The 20,305-nt window shown below is 71.1% G+C and carries 20 protein-coding genes and 4 pseudogenes; 10 read left to right on the top strand and 14 right to left on the bottom strand.

The window, feature by feature from the left end:
• The 3 genes and pseudogenes from ACIPYQ_RS40675 to ACIPYQ_RS40665 form a co-directional block, all read right to left on the bottom strand.
• Positions 1–354 (bottom strand): annotated as a pseudogene (locus tag ACIPYQ_RS40675) (GIY-YIG nuclease family protein); the annotation flags it as partial.
• Between the two features lie 319 nt (positions 355–673).
• On the bottom strand, positions 674–883 hold the full coding sequence (locus tag ACIPYQ_RS40670) for a hypothetical protein (RefSeq protein ID WP_401259683.1): 210 nt from the start codon (positions 881–883) through the stop codon (positions 674–676).
• A gap of 643 nt (positions 884–1,526) precedes the next feature.
• Complete coding sequence (locus ACIPYQ_RS40665) at positions 1,527–2,408, bottom strand: hypothetical protein (protein WP_401259681.1); 882 nt, start codon at positions 2,406–2,408, stop codon at positions 1,527–1,529.
• Positions 2,409–2,425: 17 nt separating this feature from the next.
• Between ACIPYQ_RS40665 and ACIPYQ_RS40660 the strand changes: the two genes are divergently transcribed.
• Both ACIPYQ_RS40660 and ACIPYQ_RS40655 read left to right on the top strand, forming a co-directional pair.
• Positions 2,426–2,689 (top strand): hypothetical protein, encoded by a 264-nt coding sequence (locus tag ACIPYQ_RS40660; RefSeq protein ID WP_401259708.1) that lies wholly within the window; start codon positions 2,426–2,428, stop codon positions 2,687–2,689.
• Between the two features lie 205 nt (positions 2,690–2,894).
• Positions 2,895–3,335, top strand: a complete 441-nt coding sequence (locus tag ACIPYQ_RS40655) for a cupin domain-containing protein (RefSeq protein ID WP_382597014.1) — start codon at positions 2,895–2,897, stop codon at positions 3,333–3,335.
• Between the two features lie 308 nt (positions 3,336–3,643).
• Here ACIPYQ_RS40655 and ACIPYQ_RS40650 read toward each other — a convergent pair whose 3' ends face one another.
• Positions 3,644–4,561: a hypothetical protein gene (locus tag ACIPYQ_RS40650; RefSeq protein WP_401259678.1), complete on the bottom strand. Its 918-nt coding sequence runs from the start codon at positions 4,559–4,561 to the stop codon at positions 3,644–3,646.
• 120 nt (positions 4,562–4,681) lie between these two features.
• Entirely contained in the window at positions 4,682–5,788 is a 1,107-nt protein-coding gene (locus tag ACIPYQ_RS40645) for a helix-turn-helix domain-containing protein (protein ID WP_401259677.1), read from the bottom strand.
• Between the two features lie 339 nt (positions 5,789–6,127).
• Here ACIPYQ_RS40645 and ACIPYQ_RS40640 point away from each other — a divergent pair, with 339 nt between their 5' ends.
• On the top strand, positions 6,128–6,325 hold the full coding sequence (locus ACIPYQ_RS40640; protein WP_401259675.1) for a hypothetical protein: 198 nt from the start codon (positions 6,128–6,130) through the stop codon (positions 6,323–6,325).
• A gap of 598 nt (positions 6,326–6,923) precedes the next feature.
• On the opposite strand, the gene ACIPYQ_RS40635 is transcribed toward ACIPYQ_RS40640, so the two are convergent.
• Positions 6,924–7,298 (bottom strand): hypothetical protein, encoded by a 375-nt coding sequence (locus tag ACIPYQ_RS40635; RefSeq protein WP_401259673.1) that lies wholly within the window; start codon positions 7,296–7,298, stop codon positions 6,924–6,926.
• Between the two features lie 11 nt (positions 7,299–7,309).
• Positions 7,310–7,883, bottom strand: a pseudogene (gene tpg, locus ACIPYQ_RS40630) (telomere-protecting terminal protein Tpg).
• 272 nt (positions 7,884–8,155) lie between these two features.
• Between tpg and ACIPYQ_RS40625 the strand changes: the two are divergent.
• A pseudogene (locus ACIPYQ_RS40625) lies at positions 8,156–8,932 on the top strand (transposase); the annotation flags it as partial.
• 209 nt (positions 8,933–9,141) lie between these two features.
• On the top strand, positions 9,142–9,354 hold the full coding sequence (locus ACIPYQ_RS40620) for a hypothetical protein (protein WP_266602473.1): 213 nt from the start codon (positions 9,142–9,144) through the stop codon (positions 9,352–9,354).
• 6 nt (positions 9,355–9,360) lie between these two features.
• Here the strand turns inward: ACIPYQ_RS40620 and ACIPYQ_RS40615 are convergent, their stop codons facing one another.
• The 3 genes and pseudogenes from ACIPYQ_RS40615 to ACIPYQ_RS40605 form a co-directional block, all read right to left on the bottom strand.
• A complete protein-coding gene (locus tag ACIPYQ_RS40615) occupies positions 9,361–10,017 on the bottom strand; it encodes a hypothetical protein (protein ID WP_401259672.1) in 657 nt (218 codons plus the stop codon).
• Entirely contained in the window at positions 9,974–10,294 is a 321-nt protein-coding gene (locus ACIPYQ_RS40610) for a class I SAM-dependent methyltransferase (protein ID WP_401259670.1), read from the bottom strand. The genes ACIPYQ_RS40615 and ACIPYQ_RS40610 overlap by 44 nt, the downstream gene beginning before the upstream one ends.
• A 790-nt stretch (positions 10,295–11,084) precedes the next feature.
• Positions 11,085–11,327 (bottom strand): annotated as a pseudogene (locus ACIPYQ_RS40605) (primosome assembly protein PriA); the annotation flags it as partial.
• Between ACIPYQ_RS40605 and ACIPYQ_RS40600 the strand changes: the two are divergent.
• On the top strand, positions 11,223–12,272 hold the full coding sequence (locus ACIPYQ_RS40600) for a Ku protein (protein WP_401259707.1): 1,050 nt from the start codon (positions 11,223–11,225) through the stop codon (positions 12,270–12,272). The pseudogene ACIPYQ_RS40605 and the gene ACIPYQ_RS40600 overlap by 105 nt on opposite strands.
• 214 nt (positions 12,273–12,486) lie before the next feature.
• Positions 12,487–12,747, top strand: a complete 261-nt coding sequence (locus ACIPYQ_RS40595; RefSeq protein WP_401259669.1) for a hypothetical protein — start codon at positions 12,487–12,489, stop codon at positions 12,745–12,747.
• Between the two features lie 381 nt (positions 12,748–13,128).
• Here the strand turns inward: ACIPYQ_RS40595 and ACIPYQ_RS40590 are convergent, their stop codons facing one another.
• Positions 13,129–13,758, bottom strand: a complete 630-nt coding sequence (locus tag ACIPYQ_RS40590; RefSeq protein ID WP_401259667.1) for a winged helix-turn-helix transcriptional regulator — start codon at positions 13,756–13,758, stop codon at positions 13,129–13,131.
• 81 nt (positions 13,759–13,839) lie between these two features.
• Between ACIPYQ_RS40590 and ACIPYQ_RS40585 the strand changes: the two genes are divergently transcribed.
• The 3 genes from ACIPYQ_RS40585 to ACIPYQ_RS40575 are packed head-to-tail and all read left to right on the top strand — an operon-like array spanning position 13,840 to position 16,529.
• Positions 13,840–14,592, top strand: coding sequence for an MBL fold metallo-hydrolase (locus ACIPYQ_RS40585; protein WP_401259665.1), 753 nt, complete (start codon positions 13,840–13,842; stop codon positions 14,590–14,592).
• A 23-nt stretch (positions 14,593–14,615) separates the two neighbouring features.
• Positions 14,616–15,260, top strand: a complete 645-nt coding sequence (locus ACIPYQ_RS40580) for an NAD(P)-dependent oxidoreductase (protein WP_401259663.1) — start codon at positions 14,616–14,618, stop codon at positions 15,258–15,260.
• A 3-nt stretch (positions 15,261–15,263) separates the two neighbouring features.
• Positions 15,264–16,529: a multidrug effflux MFS transporter gene (locus ACIPYQ_RS40575; protein ID WP_401259661.1), complete on the top strand. Its 1,266-nt coding sequence runs from the start codon at positions 15,264–15,266 to the stop codon at positions 16,527–16,529.
• A 177-nt stretch (positions 16,530–16,706) separates the two neighbouring features.
• Here the strand turns inward: ACIPYQ_RS40575 and ACIPYQ_RS40570 are convergent, their stop codons facing one another.
• The 3 genes from ACIPYQ_RS40570 to ACIPYQ_RS40560 all read right to left on the bottom strand — a co-directional run bounded on the left by ACIPYQ_RS40570 (position 16,707) and on the right by ACIPYQ_RS40560 (position 19,951).
• Positions 16,707–17,057: a hypothetical protein gene (locus ACIPYQ_RS40570; protein ID WP_401259660.1), complete on the bottom strand. Its 351-nt coding sequence runs from the start codon at positions 17,055–17,057 to the stop codon at positions 16,707–16,709.
• Between the two features lie 432 nt (positions 17,058–17,489).
• Positions 17,490–18,566: a tetratricopeptide repeat protein gene (locus ACIPYQ_RS40565; protein WP_401259659.1), complete on the bottom strand. Its 1,077-nt coding sequence runs from the start codon at positions 18,564–18,566 to the stop codon at positions 17,490–17,492.
• Complete coding sequence (locus ACIPYQ_RS40560) at positions 18,563–19,951, bottom strand: ATP-binding protein (protein ID WP_401259658.1); 1,389 nt, start codon at positions 19,949–19,951, stop codon at positions 18,563–18,565. The genes ACIPYQ_RS40565 and ACIPYQ_RS40560 overlap by 4 nt, the downstream gene beginning before the upstream one ends.
• Positions 19,952–20,305: the final 354 nt, after the last annotated feature.

The raw sequence follows: 20,305 nt of genomic DNA, 5'->3' as shown, positions 1-20,305 counted from the left end.
GCGGCCCAGGCGTCCTTGCGCACCGTTGGTTGGTCTCGTCGAGTCCCCGGGCCCAACCCCACCCCCCCCCCCCCGCACCCGGTAGTCAGCGAACCGCTCGTGCAGCGCGGCTTCGTAGTCGCCCTCCACGTCCAAGAGCGGAAGGAGCCTGGCGTGATGGCTGGTCTGGAGCTGCGCCATCCGGGACTTGAGGGTGCCGGTGGTCCGCCCGATCTTCGTCTGCGGGGAGTCCTCCACGCCGACGAGGTACGTCCGCACAGTCCGGCGGACCGGACCCCGGGGTGCCGGCACCGCCAGCGCGTCGGGGGCCGGGAGCGCCTCGTCGTCCTCCACGTCCCCGGGGTTCTGATGCATCACGAGGGCTGTGCTCCCGCCCTGGATGGTCAGGGTCTTGCTGATGGGCGTGCCGTCGGCCCTGAACGTGGTCCGGATGATCTGCATGACGAGGACGGCGCCCTTGTACCCCAGGGCTTCCAACTCGGCTTCCGTGGCGAGTCGGGAGGTGACCTCCGTCTCCTCCCGTGCGGCTTCGCTCGGTGGGGGTTGTAAGTGGTCACGGCGCGGGGTCTTCATGGCCCGACCCTATGGGCGCCCGCCGTCAGGCTGCAGGCCCTGGCCATGCCCCGCGGCCGGAGGAAGGCGGGGCACGGCGGCGTCGGGGTGTCGGCGCTGGCTATGGCAGACGGCGGCCGCCGAGGCGGACTTCGCGGGCGGCTATCCACTCCCTGCTGGCCGCGTCGGTGCGCAGCTCCACTGCGGAGTCCACTGGTTCGGGGACGTCGTCGTACGGCTCCTCGCCCGGCAGATACGGGCCCGGTGTGCAGGAGAGGGCCAGGGCGTCCAGGACGGCGCTGGCCTCCAGCAGGTCGTCGCGGGCTTCCATGGCGAGGAGGTTCACCTCGGAGAGGACGGCGTCCCGTCCATGGGTGAGTCGTCCGGTCAGGGCTCGCGGTCGGACTGGTAGCCGGCCAGCAGGGAGGCGATGAACCGGATGTCCGGAAGGTGCTTGCCGTAGGCGTCGATGGCGGCCTGGGAGGCGTTCCAGGCCGGTAAGCCTCTGGTGTCGTATCCGGGCGGGGGCGCGGGTTCAGTCCTGGGGCCCGGGGGCCTGGGAGACCCTCGCGGCGTACGAGCGGACCTCGTCCGACTCCGGAACCCGCGGCCCGGGAAGCGCCCCCGAAGAACCGTGCCAGGACGGCCTGGTGGGGCACAGAGCCGTGCGTACGCAGGTGACCGCGAGGACCGCCACGGGGGCGAGGAGCAGCGTCCAGGCGGCCGGGCCGTGCAGCGCGGCCCCCGGGCCGGCGTAGTGGGCGCCGTAGTGATGGACGGCCCACCCGTGGCACTCAGGCCGATGCCGAGCGCGATACCGCCGTAGAACTGCCGCGGGTTCACCGCTGCTTCACCCCTTTCCGCCCCGGGGTCGCATTCCACCGGGGTCGTACCCGTGCTGACAACGGCCGGCACCCGCGAAAGGACCCGGCCTTCCCGGCTTCCCGCCGCGCCGGCCTCCCTGGCCCGGGCGTCTACCGGCCGCGTCCCTGGCGCCGGGTGGGCGCGGCCTGCCGCCGGTACGCGGACACGGCCGGCTCCGCGGGCGCCGGCCGGCCGGGGGCGGCGCCGGTGAGGGTGGTGGTGGAGCGGGAGCGGGCCGCCGCCGCGGAGACCCGGGGCCGGGCGGCGGCCGGTGCGCCGGGCGGGGTGGTCAGGGAAGCGAGCGTGGCGTCCACGAGGCGGCCGACCAGGGCGGTACCGGTGGCTTCCTGCCAGGAGGTCTCGCTGGTGAGGCGGTTCAGGTGCTGGGCGACGGTGTCTGTGCCGTCGCGTTCGCCGAGCTGCTGCATGCGGGCGGCGAGCAGCGGCCACTGGCGTGAGCCGATCAGCAGGCCCGCTTCCCGCTCCGGCAGAACCTCCCGCACCATCGCCACCATCTGCGAATGCGCGGCCGGCTGCACCTTCAGCTGCTTCAGGGCGCGGGGCCGGTTGCCGAGGTCGAGGTCGCGGGGAACGGTCAGGCCCTCGGTCAGCGGGCCCCAGGCCCGCTTCGCATCCGTACTCGCAGGCGCGGGCGCGGGGGCGGGTACGGGGGCGGCCCACGGATCGGCGGCCTCCCCCGCCCGCTGCATAGCAGCAGGCGCGCCGGTGGCCGGGGCGGCGGCGGGCGCCGCAGGTGCGGGCCCAGCCGGGCCGGGGGCCGGGGCGGGGGCCGGGACCCGTCGGGTGGGCGTGGCCCACGGGTCGTCGGTCGGCACCCGCGCACCGGCCGCAGGCGCCGTGGCCGGGGCCGAAGCAGCGGCCGCCGCCGGGGCGGGCGCGGCCGAGGCCGGGGCTGGGGCCGAGGCCCGGGCTGGGGCCGCCGTGGGGGTGTTGGCGGCAGCTGCGGTGACGGCGGCGACGGCCCGGTCCACGCCGACCCCGGCACCGTGTGCGCCGCGGAGGATCCGGACGAATACATGGCCAACCTCCGACGCAGGGCTTCAAGAACAGCCTCGGCAAGGACCCGGACCGGGCCGCGGAACGCGCGGCGCAGCTGACCGCGATCGACGAGGACTGGGACTGCCCGTGGCCGCTCGACCGGCAGCGGCACTACCGCGTACTGGCAAACCTGGTCGACGCCGACGGCGTCCACAGCTCCCCCCTCGAAGCGTCCGCCCTCCGGCGCCGGCACCTCTTCAGCAGCGGACCCTGACCACACCCGGCACCTCTTGCACGGCCACGCAGCCGGGCACGGCGAAGGGCCCGCTCCCACATCGGGGGCGGGCCCTTCGCGACAGGCCGCGCAGTGCGCGGCTCGTGCGACCACCGACACCGTCCTGGAGGAGTCAGGACTACTACGAGCGCTACGCTCCGTCCACCACCCCAGGAACCGCCGTCCCGGCCGGAGGCTGCCACCGATGACTGCCCGTCCCGAGACCGCCCGCACCCTCGGCCTGGAACCCCACCCCGAAGGCGGCTGGTACCGAAGGATCTACACCTCCTCCGTCACCGTCCCGCATCCAACCGGCCGCGGTCAGCGGCCGTCGGCCACCCTCATCCACTACCTGCTGGCACCGGAGGAACGCTCCCAGTGGCACACGGTGGCCAGCGACGAGATCTGGCTCTGGCGCGACGGCGGCCCCCTCACCCTGTACGTCAGCCCGCCCGGGCCGACACCGACCACGGTCACCGAGTACCGCCTGGGATCCCACCGTTCCCCCGGCAACGAGCTGGAGGTGTGCGTCCCCGCCGGCCACTGGCAAAGCGCCTGCCCCGCGGGCGACGAAGAGGTCCTGGTGAGCTGCCTGGTGACTCCCGGGTTCGACTTCGCCGACTTCACACTCCTCGCACCGACGTAAGGGAGCCACAGGGCCTCCCTCCGCCAACCGAAAACCAGTACGGCGGACGCTGTAGTGCGTGCCGTTACCCGTCCTGCGCGGTCAGGAGCAGGACCAGGTCCTTGGAGCGGGTCGTGCCGAGCGCGGTAGCCACCGCTTCGGCCGGTGAGGCGCTTCCGGGTGGCGCGGCGGACCGCGTCGGAGATGGTCATCACCAGGCGGCAGGCCATCGCCGCGGCCTGCGCTGCCTCCCCCCAGCGCCTCGGCGAACGGCTCGGGCAGCGGCGGGAATCCGGACACCATCAGCAAGGACGCCCTGGGGATGGAGGTCAGCGGGTGTGGGCGGGACCCGGCCGGTCCGGCGGACCGGGCCCGGGACGCGGGCGCGCCGGTACACCGGTAACGGGTCCGGCCGCCGGCAAGCCACTGTCCGGCACGGGCACGGCCGAGAAGCCGCTGCGGATTGGCTGTGCGGGGGCCGTGTCCTGGAGGCTCGTCCAGCCTCGGGGGAAGGGTGAGAGGGCATGCTCGGGTGCAGGGGAGCCAAGCGGCGCGGTGAGTGCCTGTGCCGCGTGTTCCCATGTCGTGGAGTGCAGCACGACCTCCTGGTCGAGCACTTCCGGGCGCAGGCCGAGGATTCCGTCGTGCTGCAGGGCTCGGATGTGGTTGAGGAGTTCGATCGCGGCGACCATGGCCCAGGTGATGAGGGGCACTGCGGCGCGGAAGCGTTCTGCCAGGCCGAACGGGTCGGCATCGCGGCGCTTTTTGAGATCGTGGTGGACCACGTCCCCGTAGATCCACGCCCAGGCCAGGTCGTGGTCTGTCAGAGAGGCGGTCTGGCCGGTGGTGGTGTTTGCGAGCATCACCGTGTACCCGCTGTCCGCTGCTGGTTTCGTTCGTGCTTGCCACTCAGTGCGTTTCGCCTTGACCTCGCTCGTCTCTCCGGGGAGGTCACGGCAGAAATAGCCCACTGCAGCCAGGGCCTTCAGGTAACCACAGGGGTCTTCTTTCAGGAGCAGCGGCCGCACTCGCGCAACAGCCGACTCGACCAGTTCTTCTGGCGGGAGTTCCTGACGCACCACGACCTGCTTGCCCGTCACTGTCACCGTCAGCGAGCCTGCGCCGAGCGCGACCAGCTTTTCCCAGTCGGCAGCCAGCGAGTGCTTCTCGACACGACGGGCCCGGAGAACGAAGGCCTCCAGGTTCGAGCGGTGGCGCTGCTCTATCTCGTGCAAGCTCGCGGCCATCCATCCCCCTTCGCGTCCCGCTGACGACTCTCCTGCTGTAATTTCGGCCAGCATGGCCGGATAGCCGCCCCCTCGCAATGTGTTTTGCCTGGAGGGAAGCCACCCGAGTCGGAGCAGAGGCTAGGACTGTTCGACTTCCGCCATGAGGAGGCGCAGGGTCAGGGAGTGCTTCTCCGGCGGGAGAGCGTCCAGCGCGGCGCGGGCGTGGGCGGTGCCGGCGGCGGTGTCACCGGAGCGGGCCAGCATCAGGCCGCGGTGCATCTCCAGGTGGGTGGCGAACCGGGGCAGGGCCGCGGGGAGCTCCGCGCGGGCAGCGTCCTGGGCGGCGACGGCCGTGGTCTCGTCGCCCAGGCGGGCGGCGAGCAGGGATGTGAAGACGTTGACGCGCCAGAAGGGGACGGCGTAGTCGGAGGTCTGCTCGTGGGATCCGGCGTGGTCGAAGATGCGCCGGCCTTCGGCGAGGAGCTGTCGTGTGGTGGTGTGGTCGCCGCGGAGGGCGGCGGCGTGGGCCTTGCCGAAGACGGCGTTCAGGAGGCCGAGGGACGGCCGGTCGCTGATGGCCATGGCCTGGTCGGCGAAGACGTCCGCGATCGGTAGTGCGGCGCCTTCGTAGCCGAGGGCGATCGCGGCGCGGCCGCGGACCCAGACGCGGGTGTTGACGTCTTCGGAGGCGTCGGCGGCCTTCGCGGCCATCCGGTACCAGTGGACGGCCTTGGCCCCGTCCGAGCCGGGGAACGTCTTCGCGTACAGGGTCATCAGGCGGGCGGCGACCGACCACAGGCGCGGGTTGTCGAGCTGCTGCTGGACGGTGACGAGCTCGGCGCTGACGCGGCGCTGGATGTCGGCCGCGCCCAGACTCATGTACTCAGTGCCGTAGACGGCCAGTTTGTCCTCCCAGGCGTCCACGGTGGGGCCGCCGGTCAGGCGGGCGGCGAAGCCCGCTGTGAGGAGGTCGGAGGCCACTACAGGGGCTATGGCGGCGCCGGCCGCGTCGGTGAGGAACTCACGTCGGTCCACTTGACCCTCCAGAACAGCCAGCGGCACGTCCAGCACCACGGACAGGCACCGCAGGTAGTAGGCGCCCGGCGTGACCGCGCCCCGCTCCCACCGCGAGACGTACTCCCGTGTCAGAGCGGTCCCGTACCGGGCGTTGATCTGATCGGACAACCTGCCCTGCGACCATCCTCGCGCCGTACGCAGGTCTCTGATCAAGTCCCCCAGGTCCATAACCCCATCTTGCCCCTACCGATGCCCCTGGTGAGGGGACATCAGATCACCGACGGTATGCCTGCAGGGGCACGTCGAAGGGCGCCGGCGGGCGGTCGAGGAGCGGTGAGCGGCATGACGGACGACAGCAGGCTCGGAGCACCAGGCGGGCGGCCAGGGCAGCGCGGTGCACGTGACGCTCCCCCGGCGCGATCCCGAACCCGCCCCGGGCTGTTCGGAGTGCGCGGGCGCTGCGGGACGGCGTGCCGGGTGCCGGCGGGCCGGGGATATGTCCGGGGTGTCCGACTGCAACGTGGTCGTCCGCCGCCACCCCCACGCCTGAGACGGGAGGGGTGCGAGGTGATCGACCGGACGGACATCGGGGAGCGCGTCCAGGACGTGTACGGCAGGATCGGGATCCTGCGGGACATCGACCCCGCGTGGGAGGACCCCTCCGACCTGCCCGGCGGCCGCCGTCGGCAGGTGGTGGCGTTCATCTCGCCGGAGCGCGGCGGGCGTGAGTGGCACGCCGACCCCACGACCGTGCAACGGGCGTGAAGAGCCGGCTTTCCCTGTCGCGTTCCGCCGGCCTTCGTGGGGCGGAGTCGGGACACGAACCGCTCGGCGGCTGGTGATGTTTGGGGCGGCCCGGTGGTACTGCTGCCCCCAGAGCGCTCTGGGCACCGGGCCTCACCCACGCACGCCATATCGGCGCAGGCTGACCACGACCCTAACCGGCGCCCGCACCGGTCGAGGCACGGCCCGGAAAACTGGTCCTGGCACCTGACGGCTGCCACCACCGCTCGCGGTGACGTCCTTCCCCGAGCGACAGCAGCAGGGGCCGGAAGGCGTCAGGCACCAGGACCGGGGTTCCGCCCCGGGCAGGCCGAGAAGAACGGCAGGGCGTGCCCAGGGGCGGCGTGCACCCGGCCCTTCAACGACCGGGCACACCACCGGTTCCGCGCCCTGGCCACCGGGGTGCGAACTTTGCGGTTCCACGCATCCGGCCGGCCTGCGAACCGACCTCTCGGGGCGTGGGCGCGCCCACGCGCGCACGAGGGGGTGCGGAGGGGTCGGACGGTGTTGCTGAGCCTCTTTCGGCGGCAGCCCCGGGGTGGAAGGTCCGAGGCGCGCGTGCGGGCGGTCAGCGCGCCGTTCAGCGGTTGACGATGTGGCCGAGGCCGTCGGGGTTCGGGCGGATGTCGTAGCCGAAGCCGGTCAGGACGGTGGCGAGGGCGGTGTTCATGGCGTCGCGGACCGGCTCGAAGCGGGTGACGGCTTCTGCCTCCAGATGGTCGGCGTTGACCATGGCGAGCGCCTCGGTGTTGAGTCGGGTGTGGGAGAGCCATCCCACGACGACATCGCCGTCTCGGTCGATGCTGACGACGAGTCCGCCCTGGGCCTGGTCTGCAGGCGGGGACGTGCAGAAGCCGGCGGTCTCCAGGTCGAAGCACACCCGGTCCGCCAGGTCGTGGTGGACGGTCGGCGGCGCCGTCCCGGCTCCCCTTTTTCCGGTTTCAGTGCGTGGCATCAGGTTCCTGTTCAGAATGAGACGTCGAAATAGTCGATGTCCGTGAATTCGACTTCAAGGCCGTCCGCGCGGGTCCCACCGTCCTTGAAATAGATTTCCTGCAAGCCTTCAGCCACGATCACGCGCATCTGCTGGTCGCTTCCGCCCTGCGCGCGGGCGTCGAAGAGGCGCTGCGCGTACGCGGGCGGGAGATGGACGGTCAGGCGTCGCATCCGGCCGTCGTCGGTCGTACCGGCCGTCGTCGGTCGTACCGACCGGAGCGGTGTAGCCGAACCGAGCCCGCGTCTCCACCGTGATCCCCGTGCTGGCGGCGGCTTGTTTGCGGCCGCGGCCGCGGACCACGGGCTGCCATCGGGCGCGTACGGCTGTGTCGATGCGGGCGGCGATGGCCTTCGGTGGGGTCTTGCGGTCGCCTTTGCGGTAGCGCTCCACCGACCGCTGGCTCACCCCGAGCTCTTGGGCGACGGCCTTGGTCGTCTTCAGCTGTCTGAACAGGAAGTTGATCCGGCCCTTCAACGTCTTGGGCGGCTCCCGCGTGAACCCTTCGCGGTCGGCGCGGTCCAGGGCGTCATCGATGTCCCCCACCAGCTGCGTTCCTTCCTCGCGGCCCCGTCCCGGGCGCTGCGCTGCGCCAGGGACGGGGTTGCCTCAGCCTGGTTTACGACCCGGCAGCTGGGCCGGCCGCCGTCGTCGTGTGCAGGGCGGTCTTCTCGTCGTCGGTCGTGGTGGCAGTCTGCCCGACCGCGGACGGCCGTGTGAGCGCCTGGTGTGACAGGCCGATGCCCCGGGCCCGAGAAGGGCCCTGGGCATCCTTGAGTTCTAGTGGTCGTCGCAACACCCCAGCTCAGGGGGATGCGATGGACTTCGAGGTTCGGGCGGATCGACGGCCACAGGGACGCAAGAAGTTGAGCCGCGAGCGGGAGACATACCTTCTGCTCGTGGATCAAGGAACTTCTCACCTGGACGCCTGCGGGATCGTTGGCATCAACGACCGGACAGGCAGGCGATGGCGTAACGGCCAGCAGGCGTCCGGGAAGAACAAGGCGGCACCGCCTCTCGTGGAAACGGGGCCGTGGCGGTACACCGAGGTCCCAGAGCCGGCGGCCGCCCAGGAGCCCGAGGACGACGCTCCCTCGCGCTACCTGCGCGAGGCGGACCGGATCCACATAGTCCGCCTCCGGGAGAAGGCGTCAGTCCGCACGATCGCTGCCGAGCTGGGACGCAGCCCGTCCACCATCAGCCGGGAGATCCGCCGCAACCGCACGGTCCTGCCCAGCAGCCAGTGGTACTACCGACCGCATGCGGCCCACCGGCGAGCAATTCGGCGACGGCCTCGGCCGAAGGTCGGCAAGATCGGCCAGAACCCGGAGCTCCGTGACTTCGTCCAGCATCACCTGACCCTGCGCTGGAGTCCCGAGCAGATCTGCCACGCTCTGCGCAGACGCTTCCCCGCCCGGCCGGAGATGCACGTAGTTCACGAGACGATCTACCAAGCTCTCTACGTCCAAGGCCGCGGCGAGCTGAAGCGGGAACTGACCCGCGCTCTGCGGACCGGACGCGCAGTGCGCCGGCCCCATCGCCACTCAGCACGCCGCAGGAAGCGGTTCCCCCACCCAATGGTGATTAATCGCGAAGCGTCGCGCTTGACTGCTCTTGACTGCTGGGATCCGCTCCTTCTGGCACGGATGTGGCACGGGCTTCCATCCGCTCTGACGGGTCGCGTCACCGACCCCGCACCCGACAACACTGTCACCCGAATGGCCCAACATGACGTGCCACCCACATGGGTGAAGATCAAGCTGGCTAGTGCCCCAACCGAGGCAATCTGTGAAAGGCGAACCAAATGCGCATTCGACGAATCCTCGCCGCAGTCTTCGCCACGGCAGCCCTCGCCGGACTCGGCCTCACAGGCGCCGCCACCGCCGCCACCGCCACCGCCATCGCCGGCAGCGTCACCCCGGGTGAGTGCACGGACAACGGCGGAACGATCGATCGGTCGACGCCCGTGCTCCCGACCTGCAGGGGCGGTATGTACGACGGGCAGACAGTCGACTAAACCCCACTAGGCCCGTTGCGAAAGTGGATCGTCGCCCCGCAGCCACGCGTTGTGGGGCGACTCCCTCGCGAGCGTTCTCCCCCGACTGACGGCCCAACGTACCTGGGAGGCGTGACGATCGCACACGGTTCGACCGGTCACTCTGGCCGTCTGCCCGACCGCGGCCGACCGTGCGGCCGACAGGTCAGTGCAGCGGATTCCCCCTTCGGGGTGCCACTCCATCACCGGCCCCACCGCGTCGCCGTGCTCGGCGCACCAGGACTCCGGCACCACGCCGCCGCAGTCGTGCCGCGCGCACACGCAGGCCTCGCCCGGACCCGCGTACGCGATCCCGTGGCGGACCACCCCGCCCGCCGGCCCGGGGGCGGCGGTGCCGCGCAGGCCGGCAGGCCAGGCCAGCGTCACCCGCAGGCCCCCCGACCCCGACCGGAACCGTTCGATCACCCGCACCTCCCCCGGCACCGCCAACGGGCCGGTACCGGGCGCGGCCAGCCGGCCCAGCGACGCCCCAAACTCCCCGGCCGCCAGGGCAGCCAGCGCGTCCGCGTCCTCGTCGGTGGACCAGCCGGACAACGTGTCCTCGCCGGCCGCGTCGTCGGCCAGGTCCAGCCACGGATCATCAAGGCGAAACCGGTGCGAGGCGCCTTTGGCCCCGGCCAGCACCAGCGTGGCGACCGTCGGCCCGGTGGGTACTCCGCAGGTGCATCAGCACGAACCGGGCGTGCACGAGGTCGAACCGGCCCGGGTGGAAGGCCGGGTCGGTGATGTCCGCCTCGATGACCCTCGCGCCCCTGTCCGAGAGGTGGCCGAGGAACCGGGCGTCGCGGTCGACGGCCGTGACCTGCCCGGCGGATGCGGCGACGGACGCGAGCCAACCGCTCAGCCTGCCCGTGCCCGCGCCGACGTCCAGGCACGACCAGTGCGCGTCGAGCCCCAGCACGAGCAGGTTCCGCCGACTGGCCGGATCGAACGCGTCGGCAAGACCGCTCAGCCGATCGGACTCGTTGCTGTGGGAGGCCGCGAAGAGCTTGTCTCCGTAGCGCTCGGCCTCATGCGTCGTGGTGATGGCGGGTTCTCCTTCGGGGAAAGTCCCTCCCGGGACTCCTCCACTGCGGCGGGAAGCCGGAGGCTCCGGAAGGGACGCCCGAACAATCGGATCGACAAGGAGGCCGACAGGACGGAGGGAGTCGCATGAGAGTGACAGGCTTGTATACCGCCCCGTCGAAGTCGGGGCTTCCCAGGCAATGTCCGGTCAACAGTCCGACTGCCCGGTGTTCAAGGCGGTGCGAAGGAGCCTACGTACGGGATCCCGGAGAATCGCTGAAAGCGCCAGCCCGTCACCCGAACGAGGCCGGATCGACCGCATGTGACGCCCGGCCGAGGCCCGGTGCACGTGCCGCTCCCTTCAGCAGCCCTATCCCGGCCGTCCGCCCGCCACCCGCGAACCGGACCCGGCGGGCAGGTCGCACCGGATCCCCGACGCCTTCGTCCTGGTCGCGCCCCCCGCGGCCGGCGCTGGCACCTACCTCATCGTCGGCGAAGCCGGGTTCGCCGGCGTCATCAGCGCCGTCCCACCCTCTACGGCACCTGGCGCGCACGACGATGAACAGGAGGAGAACGCGTTGGAGCGCGTGGTCCCGAGCCGCTGGCCACCGTCTCGGCGGACACGCCGCCGTCGCACAGCGCGCCGGCCGCCTCCCACCCGACGCAGGCGGCGATCCGCGGTCACGGGCCACCGCCGCCATCCGCGAGACCGGCGGGAAGCCGAGCTGGGCCCGCTCCGCGAGCTCCCGTACAGCATGGCCCACCGGGTCCCACCGTACGAGCGCCTGGACCGGCCGCAGCGTCGGCTCGGCCACCACCACGACCTGCCCGTCCCCCCGGACCAGCGAGGCGGCCCCGATCCACCGCCGCAGCGCGTCCTCGCCCGCCCGCAGGTCGGGCCGGGTCAGCATGGCCCAGCCATCGAACAAAGTCGTCCCAACTCGCCTCGCGCCACACTTCTCCCCAAGAGAACCAAGGTCTACGGCCTGCTGGAGCACGCGCTGGAGGAGTCCAACCGGGCCGGGATCGCGACCTTCGTCATGCGCGGCCGCGAGTACCTCGTCGCCCTGAAGGCGGAGAAGGGCCTGCTGGCTGTGCACACGCTGCACTGGTCGGACGAGATCCGCGACCCCCACCAGGAGATCCCGGACCTGCCCAAGACCGGCAAGGCGAGCGCGGGCGAGCTGAAGATGGCCCACCAGCTCTTCGTGCCTGTGTCTGAGCCGTCCATGACATGTGGGGGTGCACTCGGCTGTTCCGTGGTTCGGGCAGGTACGGCCACGGGCCGCCACCCTGTGTCGGGGTGGACTTCGTGCCAGAGCCGTGTCGCGCCTGCTCCGTCTGTCTGTTGGGCAGGCACGCAGAAGATCATTTATCTGAACACGGCGGCTGTCCTGGCGGTCGCCTCGGTCCTGTCGACAGCGGGGCCGGCGGCCGCGGACTCCAGCTCCTGCACCCACCATTTCTCCGGCCCGCAGGCGTGTGTCCGGCTGGAGGGCTCCAATTCCGCTTGGCGGCCGCCTTCTTCGTGGCGCCCGGCACGCTCTTCGCCGGGGCCCGCTTCGTGGCCTTCTTCGCAGTCTTCCTGCCCGAGGGGAGGTCGTGAATGTCGGCGGGCGCCCGTGTTCTCGCCGTGGGCGGCTTTGGCGTCCTGGACGTGCTGGAGCGCGGCCATCGGGTCGACGACCTTGCCCGCGGTGAGCGGCTCGGCGGCAGGCTCGGGCCGGCGGCGCGGCGAGGACATCGTCCTCCGCGGGGGACATCAGACCCAGCTCGACGAGCGCCAGCGTCGGCGAGGGCCATACGCACCTAGTTCCACGGCGTGGCGGTGCTGGAAGCAGTCGGCTCGGCGCGGGATGACGCCGACCTGGTGAGGCCAGGACACCGAGGGCTGTGTGGTGTGGAAGAAGCCGTTCTGCGAGTTGTTGTGGTCGCCATACTGGACGGCGGTGGGCCTGTTAAGGCTGTTCCCGCCGCTTCCACGGGTGCGGTCGTGGTCGGCGGCGGGGCCGTTCAGGACCCGATCCCGAAGTGGTTGTCCTGCCGATTACTGTTCCCGACCTGGAGCGCGGTGGGGCCGTGGAAGGTGTGACCGAAGACTGGACCACCATCCCCGCCCGCGCGGGCTGGCTGCTCGGCAACCAGGGCGCGCAGACCCTCGGCAAGCCGGACTCGTTCCACCTCATCGCCCACGCTCTCCAGCAGAGCCTCGAAGCGGGCCTGCCAAAAGGCCTCCTGACGGAGCTGCACCTGGTCCGCGTCAGCCGACTCCAGCTCCCGCAAGGCGGTGGCCGTCTGGTCCAGGCGCGCCAGTTCAGCCTGCTCACGCCTGTTGTCCCCGCGGCCTAGCAGCCGGGCCGCCCCGGACCGCAGTCCGTTCCACGCATCGGTGCCCGCGGCCTGCACCACCGCGGTGCCACCCGCCGCGGCCAGTGCCACCAACGCTTCCTCCAGCATCCCTACCCCCATGCTCGCTTCTGCGCTGCTTCGACCGTACTGCCGCCAAAGCGTGTCCGTAACGGAGTCGCCGAAACCAGGCACCCAGGTGTTAGGTACCTTCGGCCCGTCACGCCGGGCAGCACGTTACGGCCCCCCGTTCGGTGAGAATGAGGCGGAGCCTAGGCGTGCGAGGACCGGTCCCGCCGCCGGCGACCTGTCAGCCGCCCACCAGGGTCGACGAGGCTTAGCGCCGGTTTTCGTTCCGATGTTCCTACCAGTCTCACACCCGGATCAGCGGGGCAGGATGCGCAGTACTGCCTCGCGTTCGCCGCTGAGCCGCAGGCCTTGCTGTACTGCGGCGCTCAGATCGAGGTCGCCGAGCAGGGTCGCGGCCAGCAGGTGCGGCGGTCCGGTCAGTGACGCGGTGGGGTGGTCGACCCGGCCGGCGTGTGTGTGCACCGAGCCGTCCTTGACTTCGATGACCAGGTCCTCGCTGCCGTCGGCGTGCAGTTGCAGGGCGATTGCTGGCTGGTCGGGGCGGTGGTCGGTCAGTGCCCGGGCGGGCATGTCCAGCCAGTGGGTGCGGAAGGTTTCACTGCCGCCCGGCTCACGCAACAGCGGCACGCCCCACCGGCTCAGCTCCCGCAGCACCGGCTCCAGCTCGCGGCCACGCTCGGTGAGGGAGAACAGGCTGGTGGCCACCGGCGGCGGGGCGGCCTCACGGTGGATCAGGCCGGCTTCCTCGAGTTCGCGGAGCCGGTCGACCAGCAGGTTGCTGGCGATCCCGGGCAGCCCGTTGCGCAGGTCGGTGTGCCGGCACGGACCCAGGGCGAACAGTTCACGGACGATCAGCAGGGTCCATCGGTCGCCGATGGTGTCCAGTGCTTTCGCGATGCCGCAGTACTGCCCGTAGGTGCGCATGCCACCACCCTACATCGTGGTGTTGAGATTCAGAACTCCCTTGTTGACTTTCTCAACAACATCGGTCTAGCGTCGCTGCCCATGACCCCCACCCTTTCCGTGCGTCGGCTGGCCTGGGCCGGCGTCGAGATCCGTCTCGGTGACACCCGCCTGCTGATCGACCCGCTCGAGAACGTCGCTCCGCTGGCGCCGGTGATGGGGCCGCCGCACCGGCCGGTCGACCCGGTCGATACCCCGCCCGGCACCCACGCCCTCATCACCCACCTGCACCCCGACCACTACGACCACGACCTGATCGCCCGGATCGCGGCCACCGGCACGATCGGCTGCCACACCCCGAGCGCGGCGGCGCTGCACGAGGTGGGCATCACCCCCGTTGCCCAGGACCTGGGCCAGTCACGCCGCATCGGAGAGCTGACCGTCACCCCGGTGACCTCGCTGGACTGGCGCGGCAACGACTGTGACCAGGTCGCCTGGGTCGTCGAAGGCGCCGGCCGGCGGGTCATCCACTGCGGCGACACCCAGTGGCACGGCAGCTGGTGGCAGATCGCACGCGACCACGGCCCGTTCGACGTCGCGTTCGTCCCGGTCAACGGCGTCATCGCCCACTTCGAGGGCTACGCGGCCAACGTCCCGGCGACCATGACCCCCGAGCAGGGCGTCGAGGCCGCCGTCGCACTCGGCGCCGGCACCGTCTGCGCCATGCACTACGGCCTGTTCCACAACCCGCCGTTCTACACCGAACAACCCGACATCGAGCAGCGCTTCCAGCACGCCGCCGACGAGCGCGGCATCACCGCGGCCATCGTCGCCGACGGCCAGCCCGTCCTCTGACCATCAGAAACAAGGAGCAACACATGAAGATCGTCCTGTTCGGCGCCAGCGGCAACATCGGCCGGCCCACCACCGAGGAACTACTGCGTCGCGGTCACACCGTCACCGCGGTCACCAGAGCCGGCCACGTCGACGGCCTCGAGCACAAGGCCCTGACCGTGACCACCGGTGACGTCACCGACGCCGCCGCGGTCGCCGGCCTCGCCGCCTCCCACGACGCCGTACTGTCGGCCGTCGGCCCCCGGATCGGCCAGGAGAACGACCGCGCCACGATCGTCGGTGCCGCCCGTGCGCTGATCGACGGACTCCGCCGAGCCGGCGTCACCCGCCTGGTCACCATCGGCGGTGCCGGTAGCCTGCGCACGCCGACCGGCGCCCGGGTCATGGACGCCCCGGACTTCCCCGCGCTGTGGAAGGCCAACGCCGAGGCCCAGTCCGAAGCGCTCGACCTCTACCGCGGTGTGCACGACCTCGACTGGACGTACGTGTCGCCCGCCGCGGTCATCGGAGCGGGCGAGCGGACCGGGGCCTACCGCAGCGCCGGGGACACCCTGCTCACCGACGACGACGGCAACAGCCGCATCTCGTACGCCGACTACGCGATCGCCTTGGCCGACACGATCGAGAGCGGCACCGCGATCCGCCGCCGCATCACCGTGGCGTACTGAGCCATGAGCAACGACGCCGCCGGCCGGCAAACCCGATTCATCGTCCTGCTCGCAGCGCTCGTGGCCCTGGGACCACTGTCCATCGACGGCTACCTGCCCGGACTGCCGGACCTCGCCGGCGACCTGCGCGCCAGCGCCGCGGCCACCCAGCTCACCATCACCGCCTGCCTGGCCGGGCTGGCCATCGGGCAGCTGATCGCCGGGCCGCTGAGCGACACCTACGGCCGGCGGCGTCCGTTGCTGGCGGGCCTCGCCCTCTACACGATCGCCAGCGCGCTCTGCGCGGTGGCACCCGACGTCCGGACACTCATCGGCCTACGCCTGGTCCAGGGCATCGGCGGGGCGTTCGGCATCGTCATCGCCAACGCCATGGTCCGCGACCGCACCTCCGGAACCCGCACCGCACGTCTCTTCTCCGCACTGACCTTGATCACCGGCCTGGCGCCGGTGTTCGCGCCGGTCCTCGGCGGCCAGCTACTGCGCGTCACGGCCTGGCCTGGAATCTTCGTGAGCCTGGCCGTACTCGGCGCCGTGATGCTGGCGGCCTCCGCCGCAGGACTGCCGGAGACCCGGCCCTCCGCGTCACGCCAGCCGCTGCTGGCTGTCGTCGGGCAGCTGCTCAGTGACCGGGTCTTCACCGGGTACGTCCTGGCCAACGGCCTGGTCTTCGCGGCGATGTTCGCCTACATCTCCGGCTCGCCGTTCGTCCTGCAGGAAATCCACGGCCTGTCACCGCAGCAGTACAGCGCCGTGTTCGCCGTCAACGCCGCCGGACTCATTGCGGCCGCCCAGATCAGCGGCCGGCTGGTGGCCCGGGCCGGCGCCCGAGTGCTGCTGCTCGCCGGTCTGCTGGGCGCGACAGCCGGTGGCACCACGGTCCTGGGCGCGGTGCTGACACGGGCACCCCTGCCCGTGCTCCTGATCGGCCTGTTCGTCCTGGTCTCCAGCGTGGGCCTGGTCATGCCGAACGCCGCGGCCCAGGCCCTGGCCGACCACGGCGGACACGCCGGGTCGGCCGCCGCTCTGCTCGGCTTCAGCCAGTTCATGTTCGGCGGGGCACTTGCTCCGCTGGCCGGCGCGGGTGGCGCCACCGACGCCTTGCCGATGGGAATCATCGTCGCCGTGCTGCCGGCGCTCGCTCTGCTCACACTCGGCGTCCTCACCCGGTCGATGCCCGGTGAGCGCACTCGCAGGCCGGCTCGCCAAGGACGTGCCGGGCACCGGCGACCGCGCCGGCACATCGATCGCAGACGAGCCGGCATCCAGTGAATCGGGCCAGCGTCTGGCGAACAGGGTGATTCCGCGATCAGCGTCACAGACGTACGACGACGGTCGGGTGCAGCGACACGTGGAACGCGTTCCCGCCCGTCTGGGCACCTGCTCGCATCCCTGCAGCTGCCCGCCTTCGTGGAGGGCCGCTATTTCGACGTGCTCGCGTTGCGGCCCCTACGGAACTGGGTGGACGACCCGTACGTGACCCTCGACGTCTACCCCCTTCCCCCCGACCAGAGCTGACGGGAGCCGCTGATGCGCTACTTCCACGAGTCGATGCAGAACACCATGAGCCTGTGCCAGTGCAACGTGCGGGCCTTCACCCACCCCGAGATCGACGCCCTTGAGGAGTACGACGACCAGGTCCCCCTTCCCGCGTACTTCGACCTGGAGACCCTGCTCGCCGACACCGACGACCCCGCCGGCGCCTTCCGCCAACGGGCCGAGGAACTGACCCGCTGGCACGACGCCCTCGCCCGGCTCCTCACCGACCCCCGGCTCAAGAACACCGGCGACGACGACCAAGAGCCCTACAGTCCCGCCGCTAGAGCGCGGCGGGCACCGTCCTTGAAGGGCTGGAAGCCGATGGACTCCCACAACGCCGCGATCTTGGCTGTGGCCTCATCGTTTTCTGCATCGCTGAGCAGAGACGGGTCTCCGTCCGGCCACTCGCTCACCCCCGGCTCCACGGCCACCGCGCAGCATCCGCCCGACAGCCGCCGGACGACTCCATCGCGAAGATCGGGCCGAGGCCGAACCCGCGGTACGCCTTGTCGAGCCAGACCCGGTCCAGGATCAGCAGATCACCCACCGGCATGTCGACGGCCCGCTCGAACTCCTCGTTGTACTCGTCCCTCCCGTCGAAGACCGTCTCGGCGATACTCGCAGCTCGCCAGAGCGCTCGTCAGCGGCCATGGTGTGGCTGTAGCCGGTGAAGGACTGCTGCGGCTCATCCGGTCACTTGGTCTTCTTGCGGTCGTACGCCATGGTCGAAAGCGGCGCCACCAAGCCGGCCCAGAAGAGGACCTCGGGCACACTCCGATCGGTCCACGGGATCTGGGATATCAGCAGTGCGCAGAGCATGGTGCAGGCGGCCTGTGCCAGGACGATCCGGGCCCAGCGGCCACGGCGTACGAGGGAGCGGATGTTGAGCTGCACTCCGGTACGCAGTCGGCGGTAGCGCAGCAGCGCGCCGAAGCCCCAGATCGCGGCCATGATCATCAGCACCCAGATCCGGTTGCCCAGCGGGACGGGCAGCTCCCGCAGGACCGGGTCCTTGGACGTGGCGAAGAGGTCGATCATCGTTCCCGCAGCTGCCAGGCAGACCAGCGCGAGCCAGCGTGTCCCCCGCAGCAGGCGGTACGTGGCCTGGTCGAGGCCGCTGTGCAGCATCGGGGACTGCGGTGCGCCCGCCAGGCCCGCGGAGTACATGTCCGCGGCCCGGGCGGCCGGGACGTCCGGGCCGCTGGCCATCGCGTCGGTGTACATGGACTGTGCCGTCTTGTTGGACGGGTCGAGGCGCAGCCATTCGACCAGGGCCTGCTTCGCGACGTCCTGGCGCTGCGTGCGTACGGCCGTGAAGCACAGGGCCTGGTGGGCGTCGGGTTCGTGCGGGGCGAGGCGCACGGCCTCGTGGGCCGCCTCGTACGCCCGTTCGTGGTCGGCGGGCGGGGCCGTCGCATGGGCGACGAGCACCTCGGACAGCGCGAAATGCGCGGGCCACTTGTCGGGCGCCCTGCGGATGGCCCCCTCTGCCGCCTCCCGGGCTTCGGACTGCCTGCCCAGGCGGAGCAGCACCCGGGACAGCAGGATGAGCGCGCCGACGTGCCCGGGCGTGATCCGGAGCATCTCGGTGGCTGCCCGCTCCGCGAGCTCGTACTCGCCGAGTTTCTCGTGGGCGACGGCGAGCAGCTGCCAGGCCCAATCGTCGTCCGGCTCCTCGGCGAGGTGGGGGGCCAGCACGGCCTTGGACTCCTCGTACCGCTCCGCCGCCTGCAGCGCGCCGGCGCGCGCCACCACCGGATCCACGCTCACAGCTTCCGCCTCGTCTTCAGGTACGTCACCAGGTCGTCGTACATGCCGCCCTCGTTGGCGAACATCGCCACGTTCCGCGCCGCCGCGAACCACGGTTCGGTCGACGGGACCACCGACTTCGCGGCGCCGAGCAGGTCCTTCGTTCCGATCATGCGGATCTTGCCGGTGCGTACCGAGTCGAGCAGCGCGCTCTCGGCCGCCGACTCACACACATGGGCCAGGTCCGCGCCCGAGAGGCCGTCCGTCACCTTGACGAGACGTCCCAGGTCGACCGCCTCGATGGGACGTTCGCGCAGGTGGTAGCGGAGGATCGCCTCGCGGGCGGTGGCGTCGGGCGGCAGGACGAGCAGAGTGCGGTCGAGTCGTCCCGGACGCCGCAGGGCGATGTCCACGTCCCAGGGGACATTGGTGGCGGCGAGGACGAACACGCCTTCATTGGCGGCGGAGTCGATGCCGTCGAGCTCGGTGAGGAGCTGGTTGACGGTGTTGCGCATGCCGCTGTGCTGCATACGGCTGCGCTTGGCGCCGAGCGCGTCCAGTTCGTCGAGGAAGACGACACAGGGCGCCTGACGGCGGGCGGTCTCGAAGACCTCGTGCATGTTGCGTTCGGAGTTGCCCATCCACATGTCGAGGACGTCGCTGACGGACACGGACAGGAAGTTCGCTCCGAGCTCGCCAGCGACGGCACGGGCGATGAACGTCTTGCCGCAGCCGGGCGGCCCGTAGAGGAGGAGCCCGCCGCGCAGGCTCTTGCCGTACAGCTTGCGCAGTTCGGGATTGCGCATCGGCGCGAGGAACGCGGCTTCGAGGCGGTCCTTGACCTCCTGCATGCCGCCGACGTCCGCGAGCCGTACGGTGCCGGGAGCGGACACCTCCCAGGCGTCGGCGTTTCCGGGGTCGCCGCTGCCGCAGGCGCTGAGCGGGGGCTCGACGAAGCGGGGCTCGACGATGCCGTCGACCTCCTGCTCGGCCGCCCGCCAGTCGAACCCGGCAGGGCGGGACGACTCCTCGGGGGCGGCGGTCGCCGGCTCCGACGGCTCGGCCGACGCCGCCGATTCGGCGGGCTCGGCCGGATCGAGGGATGCTGCGGGCTCGACGGACGGCGACGCAGGATCAACGGCCGTCGACGTGTTCCGGGCCGCCGGCGTGGGCGCGGGGGCGGCCGGCACCCCCATCGCTCGTACCATGAACTCCCGCGCCGCTTTGTCCCCCGGAGCATGCTGCAAGGCCGCAGCGACCTCCGCGACTGCAGCGTCGTGCAGACCCTCGGAAAGCAGCAACTCCGCGAGGTGCAGCCGGAGAGTAACGTCCCCAGGGGCAGCAGCCACGGCCGTGCGCAGGCTCTGTATCAGCGGGGACTTAGGGGCGGGAGACTCTTCGAGCATGATCCATGTTTACGCGGGACCGCCGGCGACAGTCCAATTGGAGTGGTGTGCTGTGGATCACCAGAGTGGCTGGGTAGCGGAGAGACAGGGCTGAAGCCGGACTTGACCTGCGGCCCTTCACCCCCGATCGCATCCCCGACGGGTACCGCAACGCCAAGGGTGGCGACTGGTGGAGCCCCAAGTCCTCGACCATGCCTTCCGGAATGAACCTGTATCGCTGGAACGGCAGCGCTGCCGACGGCCGTTTCCGCCTCCTGGTGCCCTAGTACTGCAACGGTGTTTGGCGTGACTGGTAGCCAGGCTGGTCGTTGGTCAGGTTATGGGTGGGCTCTTTGGTGATGTGAGGGTGTGGGC

It is taken from the genome of Streptomyces sp. NPDC090045 (assembly GCF_044747975.1).
GTDB lineage: Bacteria > Actinomycetota > Actinomycetes > Streptomycetales > Streptomycetaceae > Streptomyces.
This window is presented reverse-complemented; position numbering and strand designations above follow the sequence as displayed.